Raw genomic sequence first — 25,480 nt, 5'->3', positions numbered from 1 at the left:
GTGCATGTTTGACCCGCTTGCGCTTCCCTATTCACGCCGCCGGAGCTGACTATGAGCAATCAATTTTATAACGCCGCACCTCAAGAAACTCGGGTTGCACCACCACGCAAACCAGCGCGCACCTACCCTGCTAACAAACCCGCACAGGTATATTTGTTTGGCACTTGTGTGGTGGATCTGTTTTTTCCTGAAGCGGGGATGGATGCGATTTACTTGTTAGAACGCGAAGGCATCGCCGTCGATTTCCCGCAAGGGCAAAGCTGCTGCGGGCAACCGGCTTACACGTCAGGCTATACCGATCAGGCTCGTGAAGTCGCGCGCTCACAGCTAAAACTCTTTGCCAACGATTGGCCGGTCGTGGTCACTTCAGGTTCTTGTGCCGGAATGTTTCGTGAGCACTATCCTGACTTATTTAAAGACGAACCGGAGATGCTGGCCCAGGTGCAAAATCTCGCCGCACGCACCTATGAGCTGGCTGAGTTTTTATTACATGTCTGTAAAGTCCAACTCGCTGATCATGGCGCACCCTTGCAAGTCGCACTGCACACCTCCTGCTCGGCACGACGCGAAATGAATACCCATCTGCATGCGCGTGCCTTGCTCGGTCAGCTAGCCCAAGTTGAACGCGTTGAACATGACCACGAAAGCGAATGCTGTGGTTTTGGTGGTACTTTCTCTGTGCGTATGCCTGATATTTCTGGGGCCATGGTTGCCGATAAAACCCAATCTTTACTTGCCAGTGGCGCGCAGCAAGTGGTCAGCGCTGATTGCGGTTGTTTGTTGAATATCAACGGCGCCTTTGAGAAACAAAATAATCCTTTATTGGGCCAACATCTCGCTAGTTTTTTATGGCAGCGTACCCACGTTGAACAGGAGCCGAGCCTATGAACAGTCAGCGCATCCACGCCGTCGATATCACCTCGCGCAACCTAAAAGCCAATGCACGTCTGTCGTTAAAAGATCAGCAATTGCGCCACAATATGCGCAGCGCCATGGACTCATTGATCAGTAAGCGCATCATCTCGATGCCTGACGAAGATGAACGAGAAAACCTACGTGAGCTGGGTAATAAAGTCCGTGCCAGCGCTTTATCGCAACTGCCGGATTTACTGGAACGGTTGGAAGCCAATTTAACCCAGCAAGGCATTCAAGTGCACTGGGCCAGTACTACCGCCGAGGCCAACGAAATTGTGTTAAAGATTGCCCAGGCGCGTAATGCCAAACAGGTGATCAAAGGCAAGTCCATGGTCAGTGAAGAAATGGCCATGAATGAGTACCTCACTGAACACGGTATTGAAGCGCTTGAGTCGGATATGGGCGAGTACATTATTCAGCTGGATAATGAAAAACCCACGCACATTATTATGCCGGCCATTCATAAAAATGCTGAGCAAGTCGGTCGATTATTCGAGCACCGCTTAGCGATACCCTACACTGATGATGTCGACAGCTTGATTCAGTCAGCTCGCAGCATTTTGCGCGAAAAGTTCTTTCATGCTGACATTGGTATCTCTGGAGTGAACTTTGCTGTCGCCGAAACTGGCACTTTGTTGTTGGTCGAAAACGAAGGTAATGGCCGAATGTCGACCACAGTACCGCCGGTGCATATTGCCGTGACCGGAATTGAAAAAGTCGTCGCCAACTTACAAGACACCGTGCCGCTGCTGTCGTTACTGACCCGCTCGGCGCTGGGTCAAGGCATTACCACTTATGTGAATATGATTTCTGCCCCGCGCCAGCCCGGTGAACTGGATGGCCCGGAAGAAGTGCATTTGGTTTTGCTCGATAATGGCCGCAGCCAAGCCTTTGCTGACAGCGAACTGCGGCAAACGCTCAATTGTATCCGTTGCGGCGCCTGTATGAATCACTGCCCGGTGTATACCCGCATTGGTGGTCAAGCCTATGGCACAGTCTACCCAGGCCCCATCGGCAAGATTATTTCACCGCACTTACTCGGCTTAGAAAACACTCCCGATCATCCTTCTGCTTCATCCTTATGCGGTGCTTGTGGTGAAGTCTGTCCGGTGAAGATTCCAATTCCTGCATTATTACGCCGCTTGCGCGAAGAAAATGTTAAGCCACCACAGCAGCCCGGTCAGGTGATGGACGGCCAAGGTAGTCGTTATTCGTCGAAAGAGCGGCTGTTATGGAAAGGCTGGCAGTATTTTAATAGCCTGCCTTGGCTGTATAAAACTGGCACCTTTATGGCGACACGTTTCGGTGGCTTAACGCCAAAAAACCTCGGCCCATGGACGCAAAACCATAGCGCTCCCAAACCTGCTACGCGCAGCTTGCATGAATTAGCCAAACAGCATTTGGAGAAAAAATCATGAGTGCTCGAAATAAGATTTTAGCTGATTTACGCAGCAGTCTGCTCGGTACTACACCGATCGCTGATCCGTTTGACTCGTCATTGGTGGATGAGCCTTGGCGCTATAGCATCGCCGAGCGTGTCACTCGTCTCAAAGAATTGATGACTGCCGTACACAGTGAAGTGCTGCTGACCAATAACAGCGAATGGCCTGAGTTGCTCAGTGATTTATTAGCCGCGCGTCAAGTGAACAAGCTGCTTATAGCGCCGGCAACTGCGCACGGAAAAGCATTCAGCGCTTACAGCCAAGCCACTCAAAAGCCTTTGCAATTGTTGGCCTATGACCGCCCAATTGAAGAGTGGAAACGCGAGCTGTTTGATGATGTTCCGGCCAGCTTTACTGGCACTTTGGCAGGTATTGCCGCAACCGGCACCTTAGTGGTGCAGCCCAGTCCAGATGAGCCGCGCTTAATGAGTTTAGTGCCGCCGTTGCATATCGCTTTACTGAACGCCAGCCAGATTTATGACAATCTCTATCAAGCTCAGCAGCATTGGCCAAAACCGATGCCGAGTAATTTACTGCTCATTTCTGGCCCATCAAAAACAGCGGATATTGAACAAGTCCTAGCTTATGGCGCACACGGTCCGAAAGATTTAATCGTCTTGATCGTGGAGGACGCATGAGTTTACCGGCAGCGTTTCTCAGTGCTATCGAGCAACAGATTCCAGCGCAGCGCTGTTTTTCTGACCCGCTATCGACCCTGACGTTTGGCACTGATGCCAGCTTCTATCGCTTGATCCCGAAACTGGTAATCCGCGTCGAAGCTGAAGCCGAAGTGGTGTTTATCCTGCAACAAGCCAGCATCCATCAAGTAGCTGTAACTTTTCGCGCCGCTGGCACCAGCTTATCCGGACAAGCGATCAGCGACTCAGTCTTGATCGTCTTAGGTGATCGCTGGAATAACAAAGAAATCCTCGATGCTGGCCAGCGTATTCGCCTGCAACCTGGGGTGATTGGTGCGCATGCCAATCAAGCTTTAGCGCATTTACAACGTAAAATCGGCCCTGATCCGGCCTCGATTAACGCAGCTAAAATTGGTGGTATTGTCGCCAACAACTCCAGCGGCATGTGTTGCGGTACTGCGCAAAATAGCTATCAAACCTTAGCCGATATGCGTGTAGTACTGGCGGATGGCACAGTGCTCGACAGTGCTGACCTCGCCAGCGCCAGCCGTTTTCGGCACAGTCACGCTGAGCTATTAGAGCAGCTTGGCGAGTTAGCCATAGAAACGCGCGATAACAGCGAGCTGGCAGCCAAGATCAAACACAAATACCGCTTAAAAAACACCACTGGCCTGTCGCTAAATGCCTTAATTGATTTCAGCGACCCACTGGATATTCTCACCCATTTAATGGTTGGCTCCGAAGGTACGCTGGGTTTTATCAGTTCAGTCACCTACGACACCGTGCCCGACTATCCACACAAAGCCACCGCCTTAGTCGTTTTCCATGATGTAGAAACCTGCTGCCAAGCCGTCGTGGTACTCAAACAACACGCTGTTTCCGCAGTTGAATTATTAGATCGACGCAGCCTACGCAGTGTGCAACATATGGCCGGTATGCCGGACTGGATTGAGCAACTGGGTAGCTCAGCCTGCGCGCTGCTGATTGAGTCGTGTGCTGCCGATAACACACTGCTCGAGCAACAACTGCAGCAGATCAACAGCGCCATCGAACACTTTCCGAAAGAGCAGCATATTGCCTTTAGCCAAGATCCTGCGGTGTATGAGCTGCTCTGGCGGATGCGCAAAGACACCTTCCCTGCGGTCGGTGCCGTGCGTGAAAATGGCACCACAGTGATTATTGAAGATGTCACCTTTCCATTAGAACATCTGGCGACAGGGGTTAATCGTCTGCTGGCGCTGCTGGATGAGCATCATTATGACGAAGCGATTCTATTCGGCCATGCTCTCGAAGGTAATTTGCACTTTGTCTTTACCCAGCGCTTTGATCAGCCTGCAGAAATCGCCCGTTATCGCGCCTTTATGCAAGCGGTCAGTCAACTGGTAGCAGTCGAGTTTGGCGGTTCACTCAAAGCTGAGCACGGCACTGGGCGCAATATGGCACCCTTTGTTGAACTGGAATGGGGCAGCGATGCCTATCAACTGATGTGGCGCATTAAGCGTTTGCTCGACCCGCAAGGCATTTTAAATCCAGATGTGGTGCTCTCCGACGATCCAGAGATTCACCTGAAAAACCTTAAACCGATGCCGGTTGCCAACCCGCTGATTGATAAGTGCATTGAATGTGGTTTTTGCGAACCGGTCTGCCCTGCCCATGGTTTAACCTTATCGCCACGTCAGCGCATCGTAGCTTGGCGGGATATCCAAGATAAAAAACGTCATGGCATTGATACCTCCGAGTTAGAAGAACGCTATCAGTACCACGGCATCGACACCTGCGCGGCCACCGGTTTATGTGCGCAGCGTTGTCCAGTTGGGATTAATACCGGTGATTTAGTCCGCGAACTACGCGCTAATCAAGCTCAGCATCCTGATACAGCACGGCGCCTGGCGCGCTCGTTTGCGCAAGCAGCCGGTGTCGCTCGTTGGGCGCTGACCGCTGCAGAATTGGCACGTAAAGTACTCGGTGCGCCACGTATGTATCGTTGGTCATTACAACTGCACCAGCGCTTTGCCCAAGTACCGGTGTATTTAACCGCCACGCCACACGCGGTCAAGTTTTCCGCAGAGATCAGCAGCATCACGTCATCTAAAAAGCCGCGGGTGGTCTATTTTTCCTCCTGCGTCTCGCAAGTGATGGGTCCTGCACATCTAGATGCTGAGCAAACACCGCTGCGCGAGAAAACCCAACGGCTGCTAGAAAAAGCCGGTTTTCAGGTTATTTATCCTGAAGGTATGGCGGGCAACTGCTGCGGACAACCTTTTGCTTCCAAAGGCTATCCACAACAAGCCGCCGATAAACTCAATGATTTAGCGTTAATGTTGTTGCGCGCCAGCCGTAATGGCCAAGACCCGATTTATTCGGATACCAGTCCGTGCACCTTACGCTTGCTCAAAGACCTGAGCGATCCACGTTTAAAGATCTATGATTCAGTGCGTTTTCTGCGCGAAGAAGTGCTGCCGCGCTTAGAACTTAAGCCTCTGGAAAGTAAGATCGCAGTGCATATCACCTGCAGCACTCAACACCTGAATCAAGCCGATAATTTTTTAGCCGTCGCCAAGCAGTGCGCCAAAGAGGTTGTCGTACCAGAAGGGATTCATTGCTGTGGTTTTGCCGGTGATAAAGGCTTCACCCTGCCCGCCCTGAATGAGCATGCCTTACGCGATTTAGCCACACAAGTGGGCAGCTGCAGTGCCGGTTTCTCGACCAGCCGCACCTGTGAAGTAGGTCTGAGTAGCTACAGCGATCTCAGCTATCAACATCTAGTGTATTTAGTCGATAAAGTCAGCACTGCTAAGCCGTAAGCTGAACGAACTGGGTGGCGGTTGACGCCACTCAGTTGAGCAAATACAGCAGCGTATAAAACCCAGCTAAGCTGACCAAGACTGAGAGCAGCATGCTTTTAATCACTAACGCGCAGCCAATACTGAACAGCGCCGCATAGGTATAAGGGTTACTGGCTAAACCACTTAAACCCGTATCGCCGAGCAAAATCGGCCCACAAATCGCGGTCAATAAACACGGTGCAGAATACTGCAGCGCTTGACGAACAACGTTCGGCAAACGAATCGGCAAGCGCGGTTCGAGCAGCAAGTAACGGTTGAAAAACACAATACCGGCGAGAGTAAAAATCAGTAACCAAATCATAGCGCTTCACCGCGCCAACGCGCCACGCCCACGGCACAGAGCATGCCCAGTAGCCCGGCAATAACGATCGCACCGGGTACCGCTAAACTGCTGAGCACTAACGACAGCATCAGCGCAATCACCACACCCACTAAACTGCTGAGACGTTTAATCATCGGCACGACAATAGCGATAAAAGTGGCGACAATCGAGAAGTCTAGATGGTAGTCAGCAAGGTTAGGCACTGAAGCAGCTAGCACGACACCGATCAGGGTAAAGCCAATCCACGCCAAATAAAAACATAAACCTGCGCCCATTAAATAAGCAAAGTCGTAGGATTTTTTGCCGACACTTAAGGCAAATAACTCATCGGTCAGTAAAAAGGCGACTGGCAGGCGCTTTTTTAACGGCAGACTTGAAACATGCTCGCGCAAAATCAGCGCATAGAGTAAATGCTGCGCGGTAATCACCAGAATGGTTAAGCAAATGGCGACAAAGCCACTGCCCGCCGCCACCATACTGATGGTGACCAACTGCGCAGCCCCAGCAAATAAAAACACCGACAAGCCAATACTTTGTAGCGGCGTAAACCCCTGGCTCACCGCCATGGATCCCGTCAATACGCCCCAAGGGAATACGGCTAAGCACAGCGGAATAATATGCAAAGCGCCCAGCCAAAAACGTTGGCCATTGGACGAAGATAAAGCACTCATAAAAGTAACAACTGCAGGATATTTAAACCGCTAGTCTAGCGGAAAATACCAGCTGAGAGCTAAATACAGAAAGCGTAGATAGCATCTGTTAAAAATACGGCTACGCAATAGCCTAGCAAAAGCGCATGCACCGAGCACGCACTACAGTGTGCTGTTAGCGTTCTTAACGTTGTTGCGCCACAGCATATGCAAGAGTACCACCAGAGCAGCCCAGGCCAGCAAAACATCCCAAAACCCCATGACTAAAGCTATAGGCGTAAGCAGTGAGCCGATCATAGGAATGACATACACATACAGACGCTCACCTATATCCCATCCCCATAACATGCAGACAGACGCGCCCCTAGCGGATAGCTCACAGCCCAACCAAGAGGATAACTGCAGTGCACAGAGAATCCCGACAATAGGAAAGCCAAACAGAAATACAAAAACAGTTCCCCAAAAGAACACTATGTTCCTAGCCGTTTTCAAGAGAATACCTCGTATAACCTTTGCTAACTTGGCACAGCACAAAAAGAACAAGCATGCTCTGCTGTACGTTATTAAACACGGATTGAATCATTCTTCAATCTTTCCAGTTGCAGCGCACGCACGCTCTCGACAGAAATCTCTAGCAGGTACGCAACTTTGGTCTCAGCGAATCCCCCCCATGGTTGGATTTACCTGCTATCGATGGTGCTTTGTAATGACAACAATACAACAACAGGCACAACAACTGGGGATAAGGTTATGAGCAAAATACTGGTTTGTGCCCTCACTGCTGCCTTGCTGATGCTGACAGTCGTCGACGCAACGTCAGCAGCAGAGAGCGCAGTCGGCGATGAAGGTATTACAGCGTTGCACGGTTGTCGCCTGCATACTGAAGACAAAGCGCGACTGGCATGTTACGACCACGCAGTTGACCACTATTTTAGTTTTGATTTCCATGGCAACGGTCGCGAAAACACACCCATTTTTGAAAGTCAGGAAGGCTTCCAACTTGAATTTCACAGCGCCAGCGTGATCTTTGTGGTGTATGTCTTCAATGCCGATAGCGGCGAATTGGTGAATACATATAGCTCAGGCCCAGGTGAAGGCAAAATCAGGATGCACGAGGGCGGCCGCTTCTATATTGAGGTCAAGGCAACGGACTCTTGGAAAATCCGGGTTCGCCCGCTGGCAACTGCCGACGAGTCGAACCGCAGCAACACAAAAGAAGATGCAAAAGCAGAATGAGAAAAACGAACGTAAAACACTACTTTAGTTTCTCTTTTTTGATGCAATAAGTAATGCTTTATCCTTTCTGTTAGGAAAGTAATGATAGATCGTTACCCAGATTTAATGACAACCGCAACTGCGCAGGCCCGCATCTAGATGCGGACATTTTCAGTCACTTGTCGTCTTACCTATGTCATTGATCTATAAAACACCGGATAATACCCGCAGTATAAAAAACCTGTGCAAGTAAAGTGCAGAGTGACACTGCCCTAATACGCCTGACTGACTGTCCATACTCTGGAAACATACGATTGACGAGCCCTTTATTAACAGAAGATACGCACGCCTGCCCTAGAGGATCTGCCGACTCGAGCAGCGTTTCTCGGCGCCGCCTCAGAGTGTGTCACGAATGCGACTTATTGCTGGCCTTGCCCCCACTGAAGACTGGAGAGAAAGCTGACTGTCCACGCTGCAATCACACCTTGGTACGCCGCCAGGCCAATGCGGCTGAGCGCAGTCTAGCCTTGGCCATTGCGACTCTCATTATGCTGGGGTTGTCGCTGTCGTTTCCTTTTCTGGGCTTTAGTCTGCAAGGGTTCGGCAATGGGATTGAACTCTCGGAGACGGTGTCTTCCTTGCTGAGTTTTAATCAATCCTTGGTCGCTTTGATTATCTTGCTCACCGTGCTTATTTTGCCGCTACTGTACTTAACAGCACTGAGCTGGCTGTGTGTCGGCATTATTCGCGGTCAGCCATTACCGAAAAGCCCACTCCTCGCGCGCATGTTGAACTATGTCACGCCGTGGATGATGGCCGATGTCTTTGTGATCGGCACTCTAGTGAGCATGATAAAAATTGTTGGTATGGCTGAGGTTGAGCTGGGCTTATCCTTTTGGACAGTGTGTGGCTATGCGCTCTTGTTATTGTTCACCAGCCAATCCGTAGACCGCGATTGGTTATGGCAAGCACTCGACTCGACACCTATGGCGCCAACCGGCGGCCTCTTAGGTCAGGCCGCCGCTCCGCAAGGTCTGACCGGTTGTAACACTTGCGGTTTGGTTAACCCTATTACTGCCGGTGGGCGTTGTGAGCGCTGTGACGAACCACTGCATCCTTATCAGGGCGTCAATACACAAACCACGCTGGCCTTACTCGGGGCAGCCATAGTGATGTTTATACCGGCGAACGTATATCCCATTATGATCTCCACCTCGTTAGGCAGCACAGAACCGTCAACGATTTTAGCCGGCGTGCTGTTGTTTTTTCAAAGTGGTGATTGGCCGATAGCTTTAGTGATCCTGATTGCCAGTATCGTTGTGCCGGTCGGGAAAATGCTGTCTTTATTATGGTTATGTTTTGTCGTGCAACGACAACAACAGCCCATGAGTCGCTTAACCCGTAACCGCTTATATCGTATTACCGAGTTTATTGGTCGTTGGTCGATGGTCGACGTGTTCGTCGTGGCGATTTTGGTGGCGCTGATCTACAGCGGCGACTTAATATCTATTGCCCCTGGTCCAGCCGCACTGGCCTTTACCTCGGTAGTCATATTAACCATGTTAGCGGCGATGATGTTTGATCCGCGCAGCATTTGGCAACCGAACCCCAACACCACTGACTCAAGCACCGCGCCCTCAATACAACGGCCTCATTCTTCAGCCAAGGAACACTTATAATGTCGGAACCTACCCATGCTCTAAGGCGGACTCAGCGCTCTTTTTCTCCCGTCTGGATTGTGCCTATCGTCGCTTTATTGATCGGTGCTTGGATGCTCTATGACAACCTCAGCCGCTTAGGCTCGACCATTACGCTGACCGTAGAGACTGCAGAAGGCATCGAAGCCGGCAAAACCCTGATTAAAACCCGCAACGTGGAAATCGGTAAAATCGAAAAGGTCAGTCTATCTAAGGATCTCAAGCACGCCGTGCTGATTGCCCGCATGAGCCCGCAAGCCGACGAGATGCTCAATAAAGATACCCAGTTTTGGGTGGAGAAACCGCGCATCGGCCTTGAAGGCGTGAGTGGTTTAGGGACTGTGCTGTCCGGTGCTTATATTCAGTTATTACCGGGCAACAGTACAGAGAAACAAGATGAGTTTACCGTGCTAGAAAACCCTCCCATTGCCCCAGCTGATGCACCGGGTCTACGGATTAACTTAACCAGCCATGTGGGTAGCTCAGTGCGTATTGGTGACGCCGTCTCCTACCAGGGTTACACCGTTGGCCGAGTGGAAGACAGCCGCTTTGATCCTGAACTGCGCGAAATGCACCACCGCCTTTATATTCAATCACCGTATGAAATCTTAGTCACCAGCAACACCCGCTTTTGGACCACCTCTGGGCTCGACATTTCATTAGACTCACAAGGGTTTAGCGTCAATATGGCGTCATTAGAGTCGTTAATCAGTGGCGGTATCACCTTTGGCGTCGCCAGCAATTCCCCCATGGGCAGTCAAGCCAAAGAAGATGCCGACTATGTCTTATTTAGTGACGAAAAAAGTGCCCAAGAAGGCCATTATAATGACTATTTAGAGTATGTATTGTTGGTCGATGATACGGTGCGTGGCTTAAGTGATAATGCCCCGGTCGAGTATCGAGGCGTACGCATCGGAACAGTAATCAGTGTGCCATGGAACTTTACTGCCCCCCAACCCGACTCTCTGAGCCGCTTTGCAATTCCAGTACTGATCCGCATTGAGCCACAACGTTTTGACAATGACGAGTCGCAAGACACCGATCTAAAGGCATGGGCCAGCCGACTCGACAAGATGGTTAAACATGGTATGCGCGCCACACTTAAATCTGGCAACTTGCTGACCGGTGCTTTATTTGTGGATCTTAACTTCTATAAAGAGGCGCTGCCATTTAAGCCGATGAGCTTTGCCGAGCTGCCGGTTTTCCCAACCATCTCGGCCGGTTTTGCACAAATCGAGCAAAAGGTCTCTAACCTGCTGGATAAGCTGAATCATCTCAACGTTGAGCCGGTTATAGCCTCGCTGGACAAAACGCTGGTCAGCACGCAACAGACCATGGAGAAGGTAAATAGCATTGCCGCCTCGGTCGATCAACTGCTGGCCGATCCTGCCATAAGCCAGATGCCCAAGCATATCGATGCCAGCATACGCCAGCTGCGCGACACATTGAGCGGATTTGCACCCGACTCACAAGGCTATAATGAACTGACGCAAAGCTTATCTCGTCTAGAAAAGCTTATGCAAGAGATGCAGCCGGTGATCCGCACCTTAAGCAATCAACCTAATGCGCTTATTTTCAATAAGACACTCACTGAAGACCCACAACCGAGGGCTAAACCATGAGTTTTTGTGCACTGATTAACCGAGTCGCATTAACTGGCTCGCGCGCTCTACTCGCAGGAGTCACCCTATTGCTGATTGCCGGCTGTGCCAGCAAAACGGTTCAGCCCAGCACCTATATATTGCCCGCCAGCACTCCGCAGCAGCAGTATTCCAGCGCCTTAGCTGTGGCTATCGCTCCCATTCGCCTGACAGGCTTACTGGATAATGCTGGGATAGTGATGGCACTGAATGATATTGAAGTGCATCAAGCGCAGCAACACCTCTGGGCCGAAGACATCGCTATCCAATTACAACAGCAGCTACAGCAGCGACTCACATTAAGCCTGCCGCGCGCGCAAATCATCGCTAAAGGACAACCACTGCAAGCGGGCTTAGCGCAGCGGGAAATCCGAGTCAGCGTCAATGGTTTTCAAGGACGTTATGACGGCAGTGCGCTAGTCCAAGGCCAATGGCTGTTGTTAGACGAGAATGGCCAGTTACTCAAGCAAGAAAACTTTAAGATTGTGCAGCCACTACTCGCCGACGGCTATCCGGCCCTCGTGCGCACCTTAGCAGCCGCGTGGGATCAAGTGAGTGAACAACTGGCCGCCGCATTGGCAGAAGATACGTTGGGCAGTCGCTAATAAGCGCGTTACTTATTGAGGCTGTAAGTATTGTTTTCGCAGTAAAAAAGATTGACTCAGATGCTAAACAAAAGCGCATTGATATAAACCGCAACCAGGCAATGGTACCTTTTATATCAACGCGCCATTCACTATAGCCCGCAATTCTTGGCGGATGGGGTAGGACGATGAGGGAATAAGTTGCGTCATGAAAATCATCACCAGCTCCTCGACCGGATCGATAAAGAAATTGGTACTCGCCATACCACCCCAACCGTATTCGCCAACCGACCCGTTGATCTGAGATTTAGCAACGTCAGTCTTTACCGAAAAGCCTAGGCCAAAGCCACTCCCAGCGTAAGGTGCCTCACTGAACGATCCGACGGAGAGACTGGGCAAATCTTGATGACCGGGTAAGTGGTTGCTGCGCATGAACTCGAGTGTTTTGCGACCAATAATCCGCTGTCCCTGCAACGCCCCTCCTTGACAGAGCGCTTGGGCAAAATGGAAATAATCGTCAATAGTCGAGACCAGCCCACCGCCGCCAGACAGAAAGGTTCCTTTGCGGCGGAAAGGCGATATCGCTGGATCGTCCTGCAGCTTGAATTGATTGCCAGCCTCATACTGATAGCAGGCCGCGAAACGTTCAAGCTGAGCATCAGCCACCTGAAAGCCGGTGTCGACCATACCCAGAGGCTCGAAGATACGCTCGCGTAGATACTCGTCAAAGGGCTGATCGGCCAGTATTTGCACCAGATAACCCAACACATCCGTAGCAACGGAATAATTCCAGGCCGTACCCGGTGAAAACTCTAACGGCAGTTCCGCCAGCTGGCTAACCAGTGCCTCTAAGGTTAAACCCTCGCTACCATCAAGCCCCAATTGGCGATAGGCAGCGTCCACGTTGGTGCGTTGCATAAACCCGTAGGTCAGTCCTGACGTATGCGTGAGCAGGTCACGAATGGTCATGACGCGGGTTGCAGGTGTGGTGATGAAATCAGGGTAGACACCACTTTTGTAAACTTGCAGATTTTTCCATGCCGGAATATAGCGGTGCACCGGATCGTCCAGCAAAAACCGCCCTTGCTCGTAAAGCTGCATCATGGCAATAGAGGTGATTGGCTTGGTCATGGAATAGATGCGAAAAATAGTATCTCGGCACATCGCCTTATTGCGCTCAACATCCATCATCCCCTGCGCTTTTATATAGGCAATCTCACCTCGCTGGGCAACCAGTGTCAGGGTACCGGGCAATTTTCCAGGTTGGATATAGTGGCGATCAATGTGGCTTTCAATAGTGCGAAGTCGATCCAATGATAGACCAGCAAGTGGTTTGAATTCGGTCATAGAGACAGTGCCTTGTCGGATGAGTTATCAAGCATTAACTGCAGAGTCGTCCAATAATACGAGCGATCATAAAGTTGGATAAGCACTCAGAGCCTATCGGAATGACGTCCGATAGGCCGGTATCGACCCTTCATTTTAAGCATTTTCACCCTAAGACTTATTGTCTTTTTTATCTGCAGCCGCATTAGCAACGCGCGAAAAGAACTCCTGAACCTGATCCATACCTTGTATGCCCATCGGCATGATGCGCTTCATAAACATTTCAGGATCGCTCATTTCATCGACATAGGTATTCATTTTCTCCTGCATCTTTGCCATCAATTCCTTTTGCATGGGTTCAACATCAGGCAGGCCCATCACTTTTCTGACTTCTTCTGGGCTCATATCTATTTCCATAGTAATTTTCATGTGCATTACCTTTTGTTTTAAATTAAAGCATCAGTTTTAATCTAACAGGTTTGCTGAGGCAGTCGGTAATACGCGGGAAAATTACCAACGCTGAGCGACTCATGTCGTCACTAGGCTTGCCATACCCCTAGCGCGCGGCTAAATAGACTTGACCGCTAATCGCTTCACTCTCTAGGCGCTGTTGCAGCTCTGCATCCAAATTGAGATGCTCGGCAAGGCGGTCAAGATAGCTACGCTCGAGAAAATCGGCACTGCCAATCACCAACACACTAGCGAGATAAACTTCGCTGGCCAGTAGCGGGTCTCCCGCTACTTCGCTGGCAATCGCCTGCGGGTCCAGCGGCGCGCTCAGCTGCGTCTCTATCCAGGTTCGTAACGACGCATCACCACCACAGCGAGCAATCTCTTGATCGATCAGAGCACGTTCACGTTTGTCGATATGACCATCAACCCGCGCCGCCGCCAAAACCGCACGCAGTACGACTCGACTCTCAGTCTGACTGTTTACCGATGATAGCGGCGAGACGCTAGAGGTCGCTGCGGAGGGCTTTTTATTGTAAGCACGCCACGCCATAGCAGCCAAAGCGGCAAGACCGCCGTAAGCCGCCAGCTTGCGACCTGTTTTACTGCCCAGCAGCAGACCAATCAATCCCCCCGTAGCCGCGCCCTTGCCATAGTCGCTGATGTTCCCGTCGGGAGTGGTCACTCCGCTTTTGTTAAGTAATGATTTTCCGGCGCCTAGTAGTTGATCAAGCAAGCCTCGGGTATCCATTTTAAATTCCTTACAAGGATAATCTGAAACTAAAATTATCACTGGTCGCGCTTAACTGAAGCTGAATTCTTATGCTACTCAGGCTTTGCGCTAGGCTATAAAGTCCTCTTAGCCGATTAAATCACTATAAACTGGCCGAGACTTAAGAAGTCTTTATACCGCAATCTCGCAACGGTTACGGCCATTATCTTTGGCCAGATATAAAGCGCTATCGGCACGGCGCAGAAGGCTTTCGAAATCCTCATCGGCTTGCAATTCGGCAATCCCAATACTGACAGTCAACGTAAAGGGCTGATGACGCTTTTTAGTTTCTATTAAAGCTGAGTTTATTTCAAAGGCGTTACGCAATCGATTGGCTGCAGCCAAGGCTGCTTGAGCGGAAGTGTTTGGCAATACAGCGACAAACTCCTCACCACCAAAGCGACAAAACGTATCGTCCTCTCTCAGTATTTTCTGCGCGACAGCAACGAACCGGCATAAAACTTTATCACCAAGCGAATGACCTAAGTAGTCATTCACTTTTTTGAACTCATCGAGATCCATCATTAACACGCTTAGCGGGAGCTGGTGGCGCCGAGCGTGGGCGATGGCCTTGTCATACAGCAAATCACAGGAGCGTCGATTAAGTGCACCGGTTAAGGGATCATGATTCGCTTGGTTGTTGAGATCTGCTTGGAGGCGCTCAGCGGTCATCAAGACCATCCCAAGCGTGATAGCAATAATCGAGCATAACAACCAAAGCAGCATATACGCCGCAACGCCGTTGGGGTCCACTGGATCGGCTATTTCTGGGTGCTGATGGGCGACAACCGCGCGTAACAAAAAAACTGCGGCATTGATCGCATAAACATATCCGGTAACACGTACTGCAGGTGTGTTTTGTTGCGGCGATAGGAGTAAAACACGGGCAATCACTATCGATAACACCGCCACCAGAACAGCATTACTGGCGGCTTTGGCTGCAACTGAATACTGAGCTTGTGCTATTACAAGCCAAATTAACCCAATCACCGCAACACCTGCCAACAACCAAGGTGTTAAGGGCGGCTTATCAAGGAAGCGTCGAAAACCCTCCCAACTTAGACCCAGAGCAACGATTATAAATAATTGTGCGATGGATAAAGCTGGCGGCCAATAAAATATCCCATATAGCAAGATCAAGCTAAACGTAATGACACTACAAACACCGGCCAAAGCCCAAAGACCCAACCCCGGGATAGCCAAATGCATCCGCCAAAGTAAAAGTCTGGCGCCTGCGCAAAATGCCGTGACCAATGCCACCGCAACCAACAGTGTGTGAATGTCTAAAAGCATATTTTATTATTATCCATTTTGCTTAAAAACATTGAAGAATGATTATGAGTTGTAAACCCTAGCGTGGTCAATTTTAACATTGCTCACCAACATACGCACTTGCACTTAAAAGTCTTTTCCACACATGAATACTTACCAGCTAGAGTACTTTGTAGAATAAACTTGGAGTTTCACCACTTCTTTAACTCTCCGCCAGCGCCGCCGCCTCCTCGACATTCACCGCTACCAAACGTGAACAACCTGGCTCTAGCATAGTGACACCAAGTAATTGATCAGCCATTTCCATGGCGATTTTATTGTGGGTAATGTAGATAAATTGCACTTTCTCAGACATTTCTTTCACTAAACGCGCATAGCGGCCCACGTTAGCATCGTCTAAAGGGGCATCGACTTCATCGAGCATGCAAAAAGGAGCAGGATTGAGTTGGAAGATGGCAAATACCAGCGCCAGCGCGGTCAGTGCTTTTTCGCCACCGGAGAGCAAGTGAATGGTGCTGTTTTTCTTGCCCGGTGGCCGCGCCATAATTGCCACGCCGGTGCTGAGCAAATCATCGCCGGTCATTTCTAAGCTGGCATGGCCGCCGCCAAATACTTTAGGAAACAGCTCTTGCAAACCGTTATTAATTAAATCAAAGGTTTCTTTAAAGCGATTGCGAGTTTCTTTATCGATTTTACGAATCACGTTTTCGAGGGTATCCAGCGCTTCTACTAGATCATCGTTTTGCGCATCCAGATACGCTTTGCGTTCAGACTGCTGGCGATACTCATCAATCGCGGCTAAGTTAATCGCGCCTAAACGCTCAATGCGCGCGGCGACAGCGTTGAGTTGTTGTTGCCAAGCATTGATTTCGGCATCGACAGGAAGTTGTTCCAGAAGCTGATGCACATCCAATTCGAGGGCTTGCAACTGCTGATTAAGCGTATCTTTTTGCACACTTAAGGTTTGCCAAGCCAAGCGCTGGCGTTCCAGCTGTTCACGCACACCTTGCGCACGCTGCTCAGCTTGGCTGCGTTGTTTATCTGCTTCGCGCATGTGCGTGTCGGCATCTTCTAGCGCAGTACGTGCCGCACGTAATTCATCATCAATGGCTAAGCGCGTCTGCAATAACTCTTGCAACTGCGCGCGCAACTCATCAATCGGCGACTCGCCTTCTTGCAGGTTTAAATTAAGCTGTTCGCGGCGCTGATCGGCTTGAGCACATTGCTGCGCTAAACGCTGCAAGGCCTGTTCGGTTGACTGCTTTTGCGTGGTCAGCGTGCTGATGCGCAATGCCAATTGATGACGCTGATCTTTATCCTGCTGCGCTTGCTGGCGTAACTGTTCCAGATGAGTGCGCAACTGATTTTGTTCAGCCTGCAACTGCTGTTGCTGTTGCTCGGAGGCGGCGATGTTATCCAACGCATCTTGCAGTAATAAGCGTGCCTCAGCGAGCTGTTCTACCTCGATGTGCTGCTGTTCACTGACATCGTCCAGTTCGGCGCTAATCGCGCTGCGGCGTAACTGTAGTTGCTCAACACGGGCTAACTTGGCCGAGAGCTGGCTTTTTAATTCACTCAAGACTCGATGCGCTGCTTGCTCATCACGTCGCAATTGTTCGAGCTGTTCTTGCACCTTGTGGCGTGCGCTGTGTAGATCTTGCAACTGATGATCTAATTGCTGCTGTTGCTCATCTAGCTCGGCAACAGTTAATAGCAACTCGTCCAACTCTTGCGCACGCGCCAGCACACCAGTGTTATTTTCATCGCCACGTTGCACGGTTAAAAAGTGCGCAGCCAACCAATAACCGTCTTGGCTGACGACACTTTCGCCGCTGTTTAGCTGCGCGCGTAATTCTAGCGCTTGATCTAAAGTTTCAACGGCATACACGCTGGCTAACCATGGTGACACATCCAGCGAAGACGCCAAGACCTTGCTTAATAAACTGTTGTTAACCGGCGCGACTGCAGCGCTATCACTGACCAAACGTAAATGACCATTGTGTAAGCCGTCGAGCTGCAGGTCTACCCAACTATCGACTTGCACCGCTTGTAAATCAGCGGCTAACACCGTTTCAACGGCCAGCTCCCATCCGGCAGCAACTCGCAAGCCTTCCAGCAAACGTGGTTGCTGTTGCAGTTGCTGAGTTTCCAGCCACTCTTGTACGCCTTGTTCAGGGTTCAGAGCCGCTTGTTGTAGCGCTTCTAATGCAGAAATGCGGCCTTGCAAGCGCTGCAGCTGGCTTTGTGCTTGTTGCTGTTGTTGATTCTTTTCCGCCCATTGCTCTTGCGTGTCGTGCAACTGCGCCGCGTGCAATTGTTGGCTGGCGGATAACTCATCAAGATGCGCTTGTGCTTGCTCAACGCGCTCATCCAGCTCATCCGCCGACTCTGCCAACGGATCTTCTTGCTGGCTCTGTTGCTCGTCTTGTAAGCGTTGTTGGCGACTGTTTAAGCGTTGGCTGCTTTGTTCAAGCTGCTCAATCCGCGTGCGCTGCACGCCGGCTTCAGCACGCGGTTGCGCGCTTTGCTGGGTGAAGCTATGCCAACGTTCCTGCCAGTCTTGCATGTTATCTTCAGCCTGCATAAACGCTGCCGCCGAGCATTCTTCATTGAGCTCTGCTTCAGCATTTTGCTCACTCAGCAGCGCAAGCTCGTGCTCTAACTGAGTCAATAACTGACGGTCGCTGGCCAAATGGCTTTCGGTTTCTAAGCGTGCCCGTTCGGCGTCTTGTAAGTCATCTTGTAACTGACGTAAGCGTTGCTGGGCGTGCTGAATACTTTGTTCGTGGCGGGCGATATCGGCACCGATGGCATAGAAACGCCCTTGCACACGGTTAAAACAATCTGAAAGCTCATAATGACCGTCACGTAATAATTCAATTTTCGCATCGGCTTGGCGCTGTTGCGCAATGCAGGCTTCCAAGGCCACTTCTTGCTCAGCGATCACTGCTTCATGTTCGCCAGCTTGAACATTCAGTTGCTGCCAACGTAACGCGGTCAGCTGGGCTGTTAAGCGCTGCTCTTCGGCTTTGTATTCTTGATACTTTTGCGCAGCATGCGCTTGCCGTTGCAAGCGCTCAATTTGTCGTCCTAACTCTTCACGCAAATCCAATAAGCGTTCAAGATTTTCTTGAGTGCGACGAATACGGTTTTCAGTCTCGCGGCGGCGCTCTTTATATTTAGAGATACCCGCCGCTTCTTCGATAAAAATGCGTAAATCATCAGGACGCGCTTCGACCAAACGGGAAATCATCCCTTGTTCAATAATTGCGTAACTGCGTGGGCCAAGGCCAGTACCGAGGAAAATATCGGTGATATCACGGCGGCGACACTTCACGCCATTTAGATAATAAGTGCTTTGTGCTTCACGGGTGACGCGGCGGCGAATGGAGATTTCCGCGTAGCTGGCATATTCGCCCAGCAAGCTGCCATCGCTGTTATCAAACACCAATTCAATACTGGCTTGTGCGACGGGTTTACGGGTGTTGGAGCCGTTAAAAATCACATCCGTCATCGATTCGCCGCGCAGGTTCTTCGCTGAGCTTTCGCCCAACACCCAACGCACTGCATCAATAATATTGGACTTGCCACAACCATTGGGTCCAACCACAGCGGTCATATTGCTTGGAAAGCTGGCCGTGGTGGGATCAACAAAAGATTTAAAGCCCGCTAAGCGGATGCACTTCAGACGCATAAATCAGTGCTCTTCCGACAAAACGTGCAGTACCAGCTGGCAATTCTTTTGCGCATAAGACTGCAGCAGCAGGCGGATCTGATCAACTTTGCGCGCCTGCACGGCGACCAATAACTGATCAAAGATACGAGTAAACTGCCCCATTTCAGCGCTCCGCTGCTTGAAAGCCAAATGATAAGTACGACTCACCGCCGGCATAACATTGCCCAGGGCTTGCTGTAAGTAAAGATTATTAACAACCGGCGCAGCTACATCAACCACCGCAAAACAATGCTTAATAAAACTTTCAACATCATTATTTTGCACACTCAACTGCATGGCCCGCCGCACCTCTAGAAAAGGCAGCAATTGCCCTTGAGTGCGCCAACGCTGCGCCAGTAAGGTGCCAAGCAATATATATAACTCGGTGCTTAAGTCATACAGATCTTGCACGTTCTGTGCGGTCAACACGCGAACCTGCGCACCACGTCGCGGAAAAATATCGACTAAGTAACGGCGCTGCAACAATAACAACGCTTCACGCACCGAGCTACGACTGACCTGATAGCTCTCAGTAATCGCCACTTCTCGCAGCGCAAAACCAGCCGGCAGTTCGCCACTAATAATACGCTGCGCCAGTGCATCAGCAAGACTCTGGGTTAAACCGCCAGCACTGTGTCGCAACATACCTGGCTCATTATTCTGCTTAAAAATATCCGCGCAGTGTAACAAAAAAACCCAACTACAGCGCTGTGGATTAATCCCGCACAACTCTCACCCTGCACAACAAGAATTGCATAAAACCTGGATCAATATCGAGCTTGATGGCTAGCGCACTACAGCCCTAGCAAAAACTGGCAAACACCATCACTGTTCAATGAGTACCGCGCGAGTCACGTGGCAAGCGTAGTCATGGCTGGCGTAGCCTTCGAATTGCGCGAGGACGGCGCATTGAGAGAAGAACGACACTTGCGCAGTACCGCATGCGCACAACTATACCGGATGTTTTTTATTGTTCTGTTAATAATCCGCTGCGTGGCGTATTGCATAATAGGCGCTAGCCCTCAAGCAACGCGCGAAACTCGGCCAACTCGCGCATCTGCGCCAACTTGTAACGCAAAGTTCGTGGGCTGATACCCAAGCGTTGTGCAGTTCGCTCGCGACGACCTTGTTCAGCTTGCAACGCTTGTGCAATCAAACGAAATTCATGCCGACGCACATCATCCTCAAGCTCAGCTGCCGGCAACGACTCAGTCACCTCCGCTGGTGCAGCAGTAGCAGACGCGACCCATGTTTCGGCAGATGCAGTTTTGCTCACATTAGTCGCAGGCTCTTGCGCAACATCTCGATCACTCAGGGTAGGCAACACCGGCGTTGACGCTGAACGTCCCAACAAAGCAAAAGCATACAAACCCAAATCTTCCGCAGACAACAATTCACCCATCTGCAAAATTAACGTCCGTTGCACCACATTATCTAATTCGCGCACATTACCCGGCCAGGCATAATCCAGTAAAGCCTGTTGCGCGCACTCAGAAAAACGCACACTTTTACGCCCCTGCTTAGCCGCATGCACCGCCAACAAACGCTTAGCCAGTGGCACAATATCCGCCACCCGCTTACGCAACGGCAACCAAGCCAAAGGAAAAACCGCAACTCGATAAAACAAATCTTCGCGAAATTCACCAGCTGCCACCGCTTGGGGCAAATCACGGTTACTGGTGGCAATCACCCGCACATCCAAAGGAATAAGCTGGCGACCGCCGACTCGTTCTACTTCACGCTCTTGCAAGACGCGCAACAACTTGGCCTGCAGCGCCAAAGGAATTTCAGAAATCTCATCTAACAACAAAGTCCCGCCATTGGCCTGCTCAAACTTACCCGGACGCGCGGTGATTGCGCCGGTAAAAGCACCTTTCTCGTGACCAAATAAAGTTGCTTCCAACATATTCTCAGGAATCGCCGCACAGTTAATCGCCACAAAAGGCTGCTGCTGACGTGGCGATTGTTGGTGCAGATAACGCGCCAACACTTCTTTGCCGGTGCCTGATTCACCGGTCAATAACACTGTTGAATCACTTTGCGCGACACGCGTTGCCAGTGCCAATAACTGCTGGCTCGATACATCCTCAGCAACCGGCTGATCGTCCACCGCAACCAAACCAACGGCATAACGCTCAAGCACTTTTTGCAAAGCCTGCGCGGTAAACGGCTTTAATAAATAATCCACCGCCCCTTCACGCATTGCCTGCACCGCTCCTTGCACATCACCGTAAGCAGTCATCAATACCACCGGCATTCCCGGCACGCGCGCATTCACTGTTCGCAGTAAATCTTGGCCATCCATGCCCGGCATATTGATGTCGCTGAGCATCAAACTAAATACTTGTTGATTGAGCGCATGCAACGCCTGCTGAGCATCTGCCACGGCTACGCAATCGTAACCACTTAATGCCAGCGTATCTTCTAACGCCTCGCGCAGTGAGCGGTCATCTTCAACTAATAAAATCCGCACTGTCATAAATAGTCTCCAGCGAGCACAGGCGCACTGTTATGCGCAGAGGCAGCAACTGGCGCCTCACACTGTTCAACAAAATCAGCCAGTAATGGCAGTTCAACCAATGCCGAGGTGCCACGCCCCACTTTCGAGCGCAACACAAAACGTCCCTGATGCGCTTGTACCACCGCGCGCACCACCATTAAACCGAGGCCAGTGCCATTACTCTTACGGCTAAAAAACGATTCTTGCACGTGCTCGAGCAGCTGCGCATCCATACCGTCACCGTTATCGCTAACTACCAAGCGCAAAGTGCCCTGGCGCTGATAAACATGCACTTTAATCGCCACCGGTTGCGTGGCTGATTGCGCACTGTTATGCAATAAATTGAGCAACGCACCCAGCAAAACGTCCTGATTACACAACAAACCAACCTGTGCAGAGTCAACAACATCACACTGCCAACGCAGTCGATGGATCTCCAAGTGTGGCTCGGCAGCCTCCTGTAACGCCTGCCATAACTGCGCAACACTGCTGCGCTGCTCGCGTGGTAAAGGCCCACGGGCAAACAACAACATATCGCGCACTTGCCGTTCCAGTTCATGCAAACGCTCTTGTAAACGTCCGGCAAAGCGCTGTTGTAGTTCAGGATTTAAAGTCTTTTCAGTCAGATGACTGGCGTAGAGCATCGCCGCGGACAACGGCGTACGAATTTGATGGGCTAACGCTGCGGTCATTTTTCCGAGTGCCGATAAACGCTCATGTTGCGCCAGCTCAGCTTGTAAGCGGCGGGTATCGGTCATATCGGTTAATAAAATCAATTGTCCCGGCTCACCGGGCAGCGCCTGCAAAGCAATCGAGACGCGTCGGCCATTGTGCAAAGACACTTCATGACCATCATCGGCGCGATGCACAAAACATTGCACAATCACCTCGCGCCACAGCACGCCGAGCAGTGGCACGCCCAGCAAATTGATCGCGGCTGGATTCGCCTCTTTAATCAAGCCATGTCCATCAACAATCACCACTGCGCCGGGCAGCACATCTAAAATCTGTTGTAAGCGCTGCGCCAAACGTTCTTTTTCTGCCAACTCTTGCAATCGCTGGGCGCTCACCTGCGCTAATTCGTCTTGCACTTGTACATAACGCGCCTGCATCGACTGCAAAGAGCCTGCAAACTGCTCGCTCAAGCGGGTAAACTGCGCAAGCTGTGTTTGCAGCTCGACAACTGCCGGCGCATCATCGTCAACGGAATTTAATCGACTCTGCTGGGTGGTTAACGGAGCGGTCATAGCAAGTACTCAACTTAAAACGTCAAAAATCAGTCACAACAACTGGTCTAAGATGAGTTCTGCAAAAAGCATGCCGCCCTTTCGTAACAGAGCACAACAGATTTTTTATCGGCTTAATTAAGTAAGGCTACGCCATGACCGCTATTGATCACGCACAGTTAAATTGGGATGCACAAGGTCAACCCCTATCCAGCCAATTTGATGATGTGTACTTTTCCAGAGCTTCTGGGTTAGCTGAAGCACAGCATGTCTTTCTTTATCATAACCAACTCGCGGAACGTTTTGCTGCGCTGGAGAATGGCGCAACCTTTGTCATCGGCGAAACCGGTTTTGGTACGGGGTTAAATTTTCTCTGTGCTTGGCAGTGTTTTAATCAGCATGCCCCGGCAGGTGCGCGGTTACAGTTTATTAGCGTGGAAAAGTACCCGTTACAGTACCGCGATTTAGCTCAAGCTCTAGCGTTATGGCCTGAGTTGAGTGAACTCAGTGAGCAACTGTTGCAACAGTACCTTGCTATTCATAGTGGTTTTCAACATATCCAACTGGACCATGGGCGTATCAGCCTGACCTTATTAATTGGTGATGCACTGGACATGCTGCAACAACTGGATGGGAAAATTAACGCCTGGTTTCTCGATGGCTTTGCTCCAGCAAAAAACCCTGAGATGTGGAACGAGCCAGTGTTTGCGCAACTGGCGCGACTGGCCACGCACAGAACTACGCTGGCCACCTTTACCAGTGCAGGATTTGTCCGTCGCGGCTTAATTGCCGTTGGCTTTGCCATGCAACGCGTACCCGGTTATGGCCATAAACGCGAGATGCTCGCAGGGTCGTTTCAGCCAACAGAGCAGACTGATAAACCCAGCAAAGTGTCTGCGCCCTGGTTTGCCCGCCCCAAACACATACCCCTCGCCGCCGAGCATCGTCACGCCATTGTCATCGGCGCAGGCATCGCCGGTTGTGCCAGTGCAGCTAGCCTTGCCGCGCGGGGCTGGCGGGTTACCTTAATTGAGCAGCACGATAAAATCGCTCAAGAAGCCTCCGGCAATGCACAAGGTATTTTGTATTTAAAACTCTCTGCACATGCCACGGCTTTATCACGTTTTATTCTCTCAGGTTTTGGTTACACCCGCCGTTTGCTGGCGGCTCGCAGTGTCGAGTCCAGCAATACCAGCGCAACAGCGTCAGCTATGCTGAGTCCAAACGATTGGGCTATCTGCGGCATTTTACAATTGGCGTTTAATCAGAAAGAACAGCAGCGTCAAGACAGCCTCGCCGCGCATTTCCCTGAATCTATATTGCATGCGGTCAGCGCCGAGCAGGCCAGTCAACTGGCTGGAATAGAATTGCAGCAAGGTGGTTTATTTTATCCGGAGACCGGCTGGATCCATCCACCAGCGCTGTGCCAGGTTCTCAGTCAACATCCGCTAATCACGCTAAAAAGTGCACAGCAGGCAATGTCTCTGAGCCAAGATAATCAGCAGTGGCAGGTACATGCTGATAACGCCCTGATCGCCACAGCGTCAATAGTGGTGCTGTGCAACGCTGCTAATGTCGCGCAATTTGCACAAAGCCAACACCTGCCACTCAGTCGCGTGCGTGGGCAAACCACGCAATTACCGGCAACAAAGGCCAGCCAAGCCATCAGTTGCGTGATCTGCGCCAATGGCTATATCTCCCCTGCCCGTGACCACACCCACACCATCGGCGCTAGTTTTAACTTTGGCGAAGACAGCCAGGAAGCAACGTTGGCGGAGCACCGCAGTAACTTGGTTTTACTGCATGAGTTAGCGCCCTCATTTAAACTACACTACGCCCCTGAAACAATCGATATTGCCACACTCAAAGGCCATGCTGCGTTTCGTTGCACCAGCATTGATTACTTGCCGTTAGTCGGTCCTGTTGCCGACTATGACGCGTTTATGCAAACTTATGCCGATCTACGCAAAGATGCCCGTTTGCCACTGCAACACAGCTGCCCTTGGCACAACGGTTTATATGTCAACAGCGCACATGGTTCACGAGGCTTACTCAGCGCACCGCTCGCGGCGGAATTACTCAGCGCATGGATCTGTGCTGAGCCATTACCCTTGCCTCTAGATCTAGCCCAGCAATGTCACCCGAATCGTTTTGCCTTGCGCACTTTGATCCGTAATCAACCTTGAAAATGCCGCAATAGGCACAGTACAGCGCACAGAATCATGGATTTCTGCTAGAATTGCCGCTTCTATTGTTTACTTCTGCGTGAT

General features: G+C 50.8%; 20 protein-coding genes. 9 read left to right on the top strand and 11 right to left on the bottom strand.

The window, feature by feature from the left end:
- The first annotated feature begins 51 nt into the window (after positions 1 to 51).
- The 4 genes from JYJ62_RS07740 to JYJ62_RS07725 are packed head-to-tail and all read left to right on the top strand — an operon-like array spanning position 52 to position 5,799.
- Positions 52 to 888 (top strand): (Fe-S)-binding protein, encoded by an 837-nt coding sequence (locus JYJ62_RS07740; RefSeq protein WP_205341630.1) that lies wholly within the window; start codon positions 52 to 54, stop codon positions 886 to 888.
- Positions 885 to 2,333 (top strand): LutB/LldF family L-lactate oxidation iron-sulfur protein, encoded by a 1,449-nt coding sequence (locus tag JYJ62_RS07735; protein WP_205341629.1) that lies wholly within the window; start codon positions 885 to 887, stop codon positions 2,331 to 2,333. The genes JYJ62_RS07740 and JYJ62_RS07735 overlap by 4 nt, the downstream gene beginning before the upstream one ends.
- Positions 2,330 to 2,995: a LutC/YkgG family protein gene (locus tag JYJ62_RS07730; RefSeq protein ID WP_205341628.1), complete on the top strand. Its 666-nt coding sequence runs from the start codon at positions 2,330 to 2,332 to the stop codon at positions 2,993 to 2,995. Before JYJ62_RS07735 ends, JYJ62_RS07730 begins: the two co-directional genes overlap by 4 nt.
- Positions 2,992 to 5,799, top strand: a complete 2,808-nt coding sequence (locus tag JYJ62_RS07725) for an FAD-binding and (Fe-S)-binding domain-containing protein (protein WP_205341627.1) — start codon at positions 2,992 to 2,994, stop codon at positions 5,797 to 5,799. Before JYJ62_RS07730 ends, JYJ62_RS07725 begins: the two co-directional genes overlap by 4 nt.
- Before the next feature lie 31 nt (positions 5,800 to 5,830).
- Here JYJ62_RS07725 and JYJ62_RS07720 read toward each other — a convergent pair whose 3' ends face one another.
- The 3 genes from JYJ62_RS07720 to JYJ62_RS07710 all read right to left on the bottom strand — a co-directional run bounded on the left by JYJ62_RS07720 (position 5,831) and on the right by JYJ62_RS07710 (position 7,161).
- Positions 5,831 to 6,142, bottom strand: coding sequence for an AzlD domain-containing protein (locus tag JYJ62_RS07720; RefSeq protein WP_205341626.1), 312 nt, complete (start codon positions 6,140 to 6,142; stop codon positions 5,831 to 5,833).
- Positions 6,139 to 6,834, bottom strand: coding sequence for an AzlC family ABC transporter permease (locus JYJ62_RS07715; RefSeq protein WP_205341625.1), 696 nt, complete (start codon positions 6,832 to 6,834; stop codon positions 6,139 to 6,141). Before JYJ62_RS07715 ends, JYJ62_RS07720 begins: the two co-directional genes overlap by 4 nt.
- Before the next feature lie 141 nt (positions 6,835 to 6,975).
- A complete protein-coding gene (locus tag JYJ62_RS07710; RefSeq protein ID WP_205341624.1) occupies positions 6,976 to 7,161 on the bottom strand; it encodes a hypothetical protein in 186 nt (61 codons plus the stop codon).
- Positions 7,162 to 7,563: 402 nt separating this feature from the next.
- Between JYJ62_RS07710 and JYJ62_RS07705 the strand changes: the two genes are divergently transcribed.
- The 4 genes from JYJ62_RS07705 to JYJ62_RS07690 all read left to right on the top strand — a co-directional run bounded on the left by JYJ62_RS07705 (position 7,564) and on the right by JYJ62_RS07690 (position 11,970).
- On the top strand, positions 7,564 to 8,049 hold the full coding sequence (locus JYJ62_RS07705) for a hypothetical protein (protein WP_205341623.1): 486 nt from the start codon (positions 7,564 to 7,566) through the stop codon (positions 8,047 to 8,049).
- 233 nt (positions 8,050 to 8,282) lie between these two features.
- Positions 8,283 to 9,707 carry a paraquat-inducible protein A gene (locus JYJ62_RS07700; protein ID WP_332461633.1) on the top strand — a complete coding sequence of 475 codons (1,425 nt, stop codon included), beginning with the start codon at positions 8,283 to 8,285 and terminating at the stop codon, positions 9,705 to 9,707.
- Positions 9,707 to 11,347 (top strand): intermembrane transport protein PqiB, encoded by a 1,641-nt coding sequence (gene pqiB, locus JYJ62_RS07695; RefSeq protein ID WP_205341621.1) that lies wholly within the window; start codon positions 9,707 to 9,709, stop codon positions 11,345 to 11,347. The genes JYJ62_RS07700 and pqiB overlap by 1 nt, the downstream gene beginning before the upstream one ends.
- Positions 11,344 to 11,970, top strand: coding sequence for a PqiC family protein (locus JYJ62_RS07690; RefSeq protein ID WP_205341620.1), 627 nt, complete (start codon positions 11,344 to 11,346; stop codon positions 11,968 to 11,970). Before pqiB ends, JYJ62_RS07690 begins: the two co-directional genes overlap by 4 nt.
- A gap of 111 nt (positions 11,971 to 12,081) precedes the next feature.
- Here the strand turns inward: JYJ62_RS07690 and JYJ62_RS07685 are convergent, their stop codons facing one another.
- The 8 genes from JYJ62_RS07685 to JYJ62_RS07650 all read right to left on the bottom strand — a co-directional run bounded on the left by JYJ62_RS07685 (position 12,082) and on the right by JYJ62_RS07650 (position 23,231).
- Complete coding sequence (locus JYJ62_RS07685; RefSeq protein WP_205341619.1) at positions 12,082 to 13,296, bottom strand: serine hydrolase domain-containing protein; 1,215 nt, start codon at positions 13,294 to 13,296, stop codon at positions 12,082 to 12,084.
- A gap of 150 nt (positions 13,297 to 13,446) precedes the next feature.
- Positions 13,447 to 13,704 carry a DUF6489 family protein gene (locus tag JYJ62_RS07680; protein WP_205341618.1) on the bottom strand — a complete coding sequence of 86 codons (258 nt, stop codon included), beginning with the start codon at positions 13,702 to 13,704 and terminating at the stop codon, positions 13,447 to 13,449.
- 127 nt (positions 13,705 to 13,831) lie between these two features.
- On the bottom strand, positions 13,832 to 14,476 hold the full coding sequence (locus JYJ62_RS07675; RefSeq protein ID WP_205341617.1) for a tellurite resistance TerB family protein: 645 nt from the start codon (positions 14,474 to 14,476) through the stop codon (positions 13,832 to 13,834).
- A gap of 153 nt (positions 14,477 to 14,629) precedes the next feature.
- On the bottom strand, positions 14,630 to 15,790 hold the full coding sequence (locus JYJ62_RS07670) for a GGDEF domain-containing protein (RefSeq protein ID WP_205341616.1): 1,161 nt from the start codon (positions 15,788 to 15,790) through the stop codon (positions 14,630 to 14,632).
- 181 nt (positions 15,791 to 15,971) lie between these two features.
- Entirely contained in the window at positions 15,972 to 19,463 is a 3,492-nt protein-coding gene (gene smc / locus JYJ62_RS07665; RefSeq protein ID WP_205341615.1) for a chromosome segregation protein SMC, read from the bottom strand.
- A gap of 3 nt (positions 19,464 to 19,466) precedes the next feature.
- On the bottom strand, positions 19,467 to 20,129 hold the full coding sequence (locus tag JYJ62_RS07660) for a GntR family transcriptional regulator (protein ID WP_205341614.1): 663 nt from the start codon (positions 20,127 to 20,129) through the stop codon (positions 19,467 to 19,469).
- Positions 20,130 to 20,499: 370 nt separating this feature from the next.
- Positions 20,500 to 21,963 carry a sigma-54-dependent transcriptional regulator gene (locus tag JYJ62_RS07655; protein ID WP_205341613.1) on the bottom strand — a complete coding sequence of 488 codons (1,464 nt, stop codon included), beginning with the start codon at positions 21,961 to 21,963 and terminating at the stop codon, positions 20,500 to 20,502.
- Positions 21,960 to 23,231: a sensor histidine kinase gene (locus JYJ62_RS07650; protein WP_205341612.1), complete on the bottom strand. Its 1,272-nt coding sequence runs from the start codon at positions 23,229 to 23,231 to the stop codon at positions 21,960 to 21,962. The genes JYJ62_RS07655 and JYJ62_RS07650 overlap by 4 nt, the downstream gene beginning before the upstream one ends.
- A gap of 134 nt (positions 23,232 to 23,365) precedes the next feature.
- On the opposite strand from JYJ62_RS07650, the gene mnmC reads away from it, so the two are divergent.
- On the top strand, positions 23,366 to 25,396 hold the full coding sequence (gene mnmC, locus JYJ62_RS07645) for a bifunctional tRNA (5-methylaminomethyl-2-thiouridine)(34)-methyltransferase MnmD/FAD-dependent 5-carboxymethylaminomethyl-2-thiouridine(34) oxidoreductase MnmC (RefSeq protein WP_205341611.1): 2,031 nt from the start codon (positions 23,366 to 23,368) through the stop codon (positions 25,394 to 25,396).
- Positions 25,397 to 25,480: the final 84 nt, after the last annotated feature.

Source organism: Denitrificimonas caeni (assembly GCF_905120345.1).
GTDB lineage: Bacteria > Pseudomonadota > Gammaproteobacteria > Pseudomonadales > Pseudomonadaceae > Denitrificimonas > Denitrificimonas caeni_A.
Note: the sequence above shows the minus strand (reverse complement) of the source record. Positions and strands in the feature narration are given on the sequence as shown.

Coding starts and splice junctions, on each gene's coding strand:
- JYJ62_RS07740 (WP_205341630.1), top strand. CDS start 52: ATGAGCAATCAATTTTATAACGCCGCACCTCAAGAAACTCGGGTTGCA.
- JYJ62_RS07735 (WP_205341629.1), top strand. CDS start 885: ATGAACAGTCAGCGCATCCACGCCGTCGATATCACCTCGCGCAACCTA.
- JYJ62_RS07730 (WP_205341628.1), top strand. CDS start 2,330: ATGAGTGCTCGAAATAAGATTTTAGCTGATTTACGCAGCAGTCTGCTC.
- JYJ62_RS07725 (WP_205341627.1), top strand. CDS start 2,992: ATGAGTTTACCGGCAGCGTTTCTCAGTGCTATCGAGCAACAGATTCCA.
- JYJ62_RS07720 (WP_205341626.1), bottom strand. CDS start 6,142: ATGATTTGGTTACTGATTTTTACTCTCGCCGGTATTGTGTTTTTCAAC.
- JYJ62_RS07715 (WP_205341625.1), bottom strand. CDS start 6,834: ATGAGTGCTTTATCTTCGTCCAATGGCCAACGTTTTTGGCTGGGCGCT.
- JYJ62_RS07710 (WP_205341624.1), bottom strand. CDS start 7,161: ATGTTATGGGGATGGGATATAGGTGAGCGTCTGTATGTGTATGTCATT.
- JYJ62_RS07705 (WP_205341623.1), top strand. CDS start 7,564: ATGAGCAAAATACTGGTTTGTGCCCTCACTGCTGCCTTGCTGATGCTG.
- pqiB (WP_205341621.1), top strand. CDS start 9,707: ATGTCGGAACCTACCCATGCTCTAAGGCGGACTCAGCGCTCTTTTTCT.
- JYJ62_RS07690 (WP_205341620.1), top strand. CDS start 11,344: ATGAGTTTTTGTGCACTGATTAACCGAGTCGCATTAACTGGCTCGCGC.
- JYJ62_RS07685 (WP_205341619.1), bottom strand. CDS start 13,296: ATGACCGAATTCAAACCACTTGCTGGTCTATCATTGGATCGACTTCGC.
- JYJ62_RS07680 (WP_205341618.1), bottom strand. CDS start 13,704: ATGAAAATTACTATGGAAATAGATATGAGCCCAGAAGAAGTCAGAAAA.
- JYJ62_RS07675 (WP_205341617.1), bottom strand. CDS start 14,476: ATGGATACCCGAGGCTTGCTTGATCAACTACTAGGCGCCGGAAAATCA.
- JYJ62_RS07670 (WP_205341616.1), bottom strand. CDS start 15,790: ATGCTTTTAGACATTCACACACTGTTGGTTGCGGTGGCATTGGTCACG.
- smc (WP_205341615.1), bottom strand. CDS start 19,463: ATGCGTCTGAAGTGCATCCGCTTAGCGGGCTTTAAATCTTTTGTTGAT.
- JYJ62_RS07660 (WP_205341614.1), bottom strand. CDS start 20,129: ATGTTGCGACACAGTGCTGGCGGTTTAACCCAGAGTCTTGCTGATGCA.
- JYJ62_RS07655 (WP_205341613.1), bottom strand. CDS start 21,963: ATGACAGTGCGGATTTTATTAGTTGAAGATGACCGCTCACTGCGCGAG.
- JYJ62_RS07650 (WP_205341612.1), bottom strand. CDS start 23,231: ATGACCGCTCCGTTAACCACCCAGCAGAGTCGATTAAATTCCGTTGAC.
- mnmC (WP_205341611.1), top strand. CDS start 23,366: ATGACCGCTATTGATCACGCACAGTTAAATTGGGATGCACAAGGTCAA.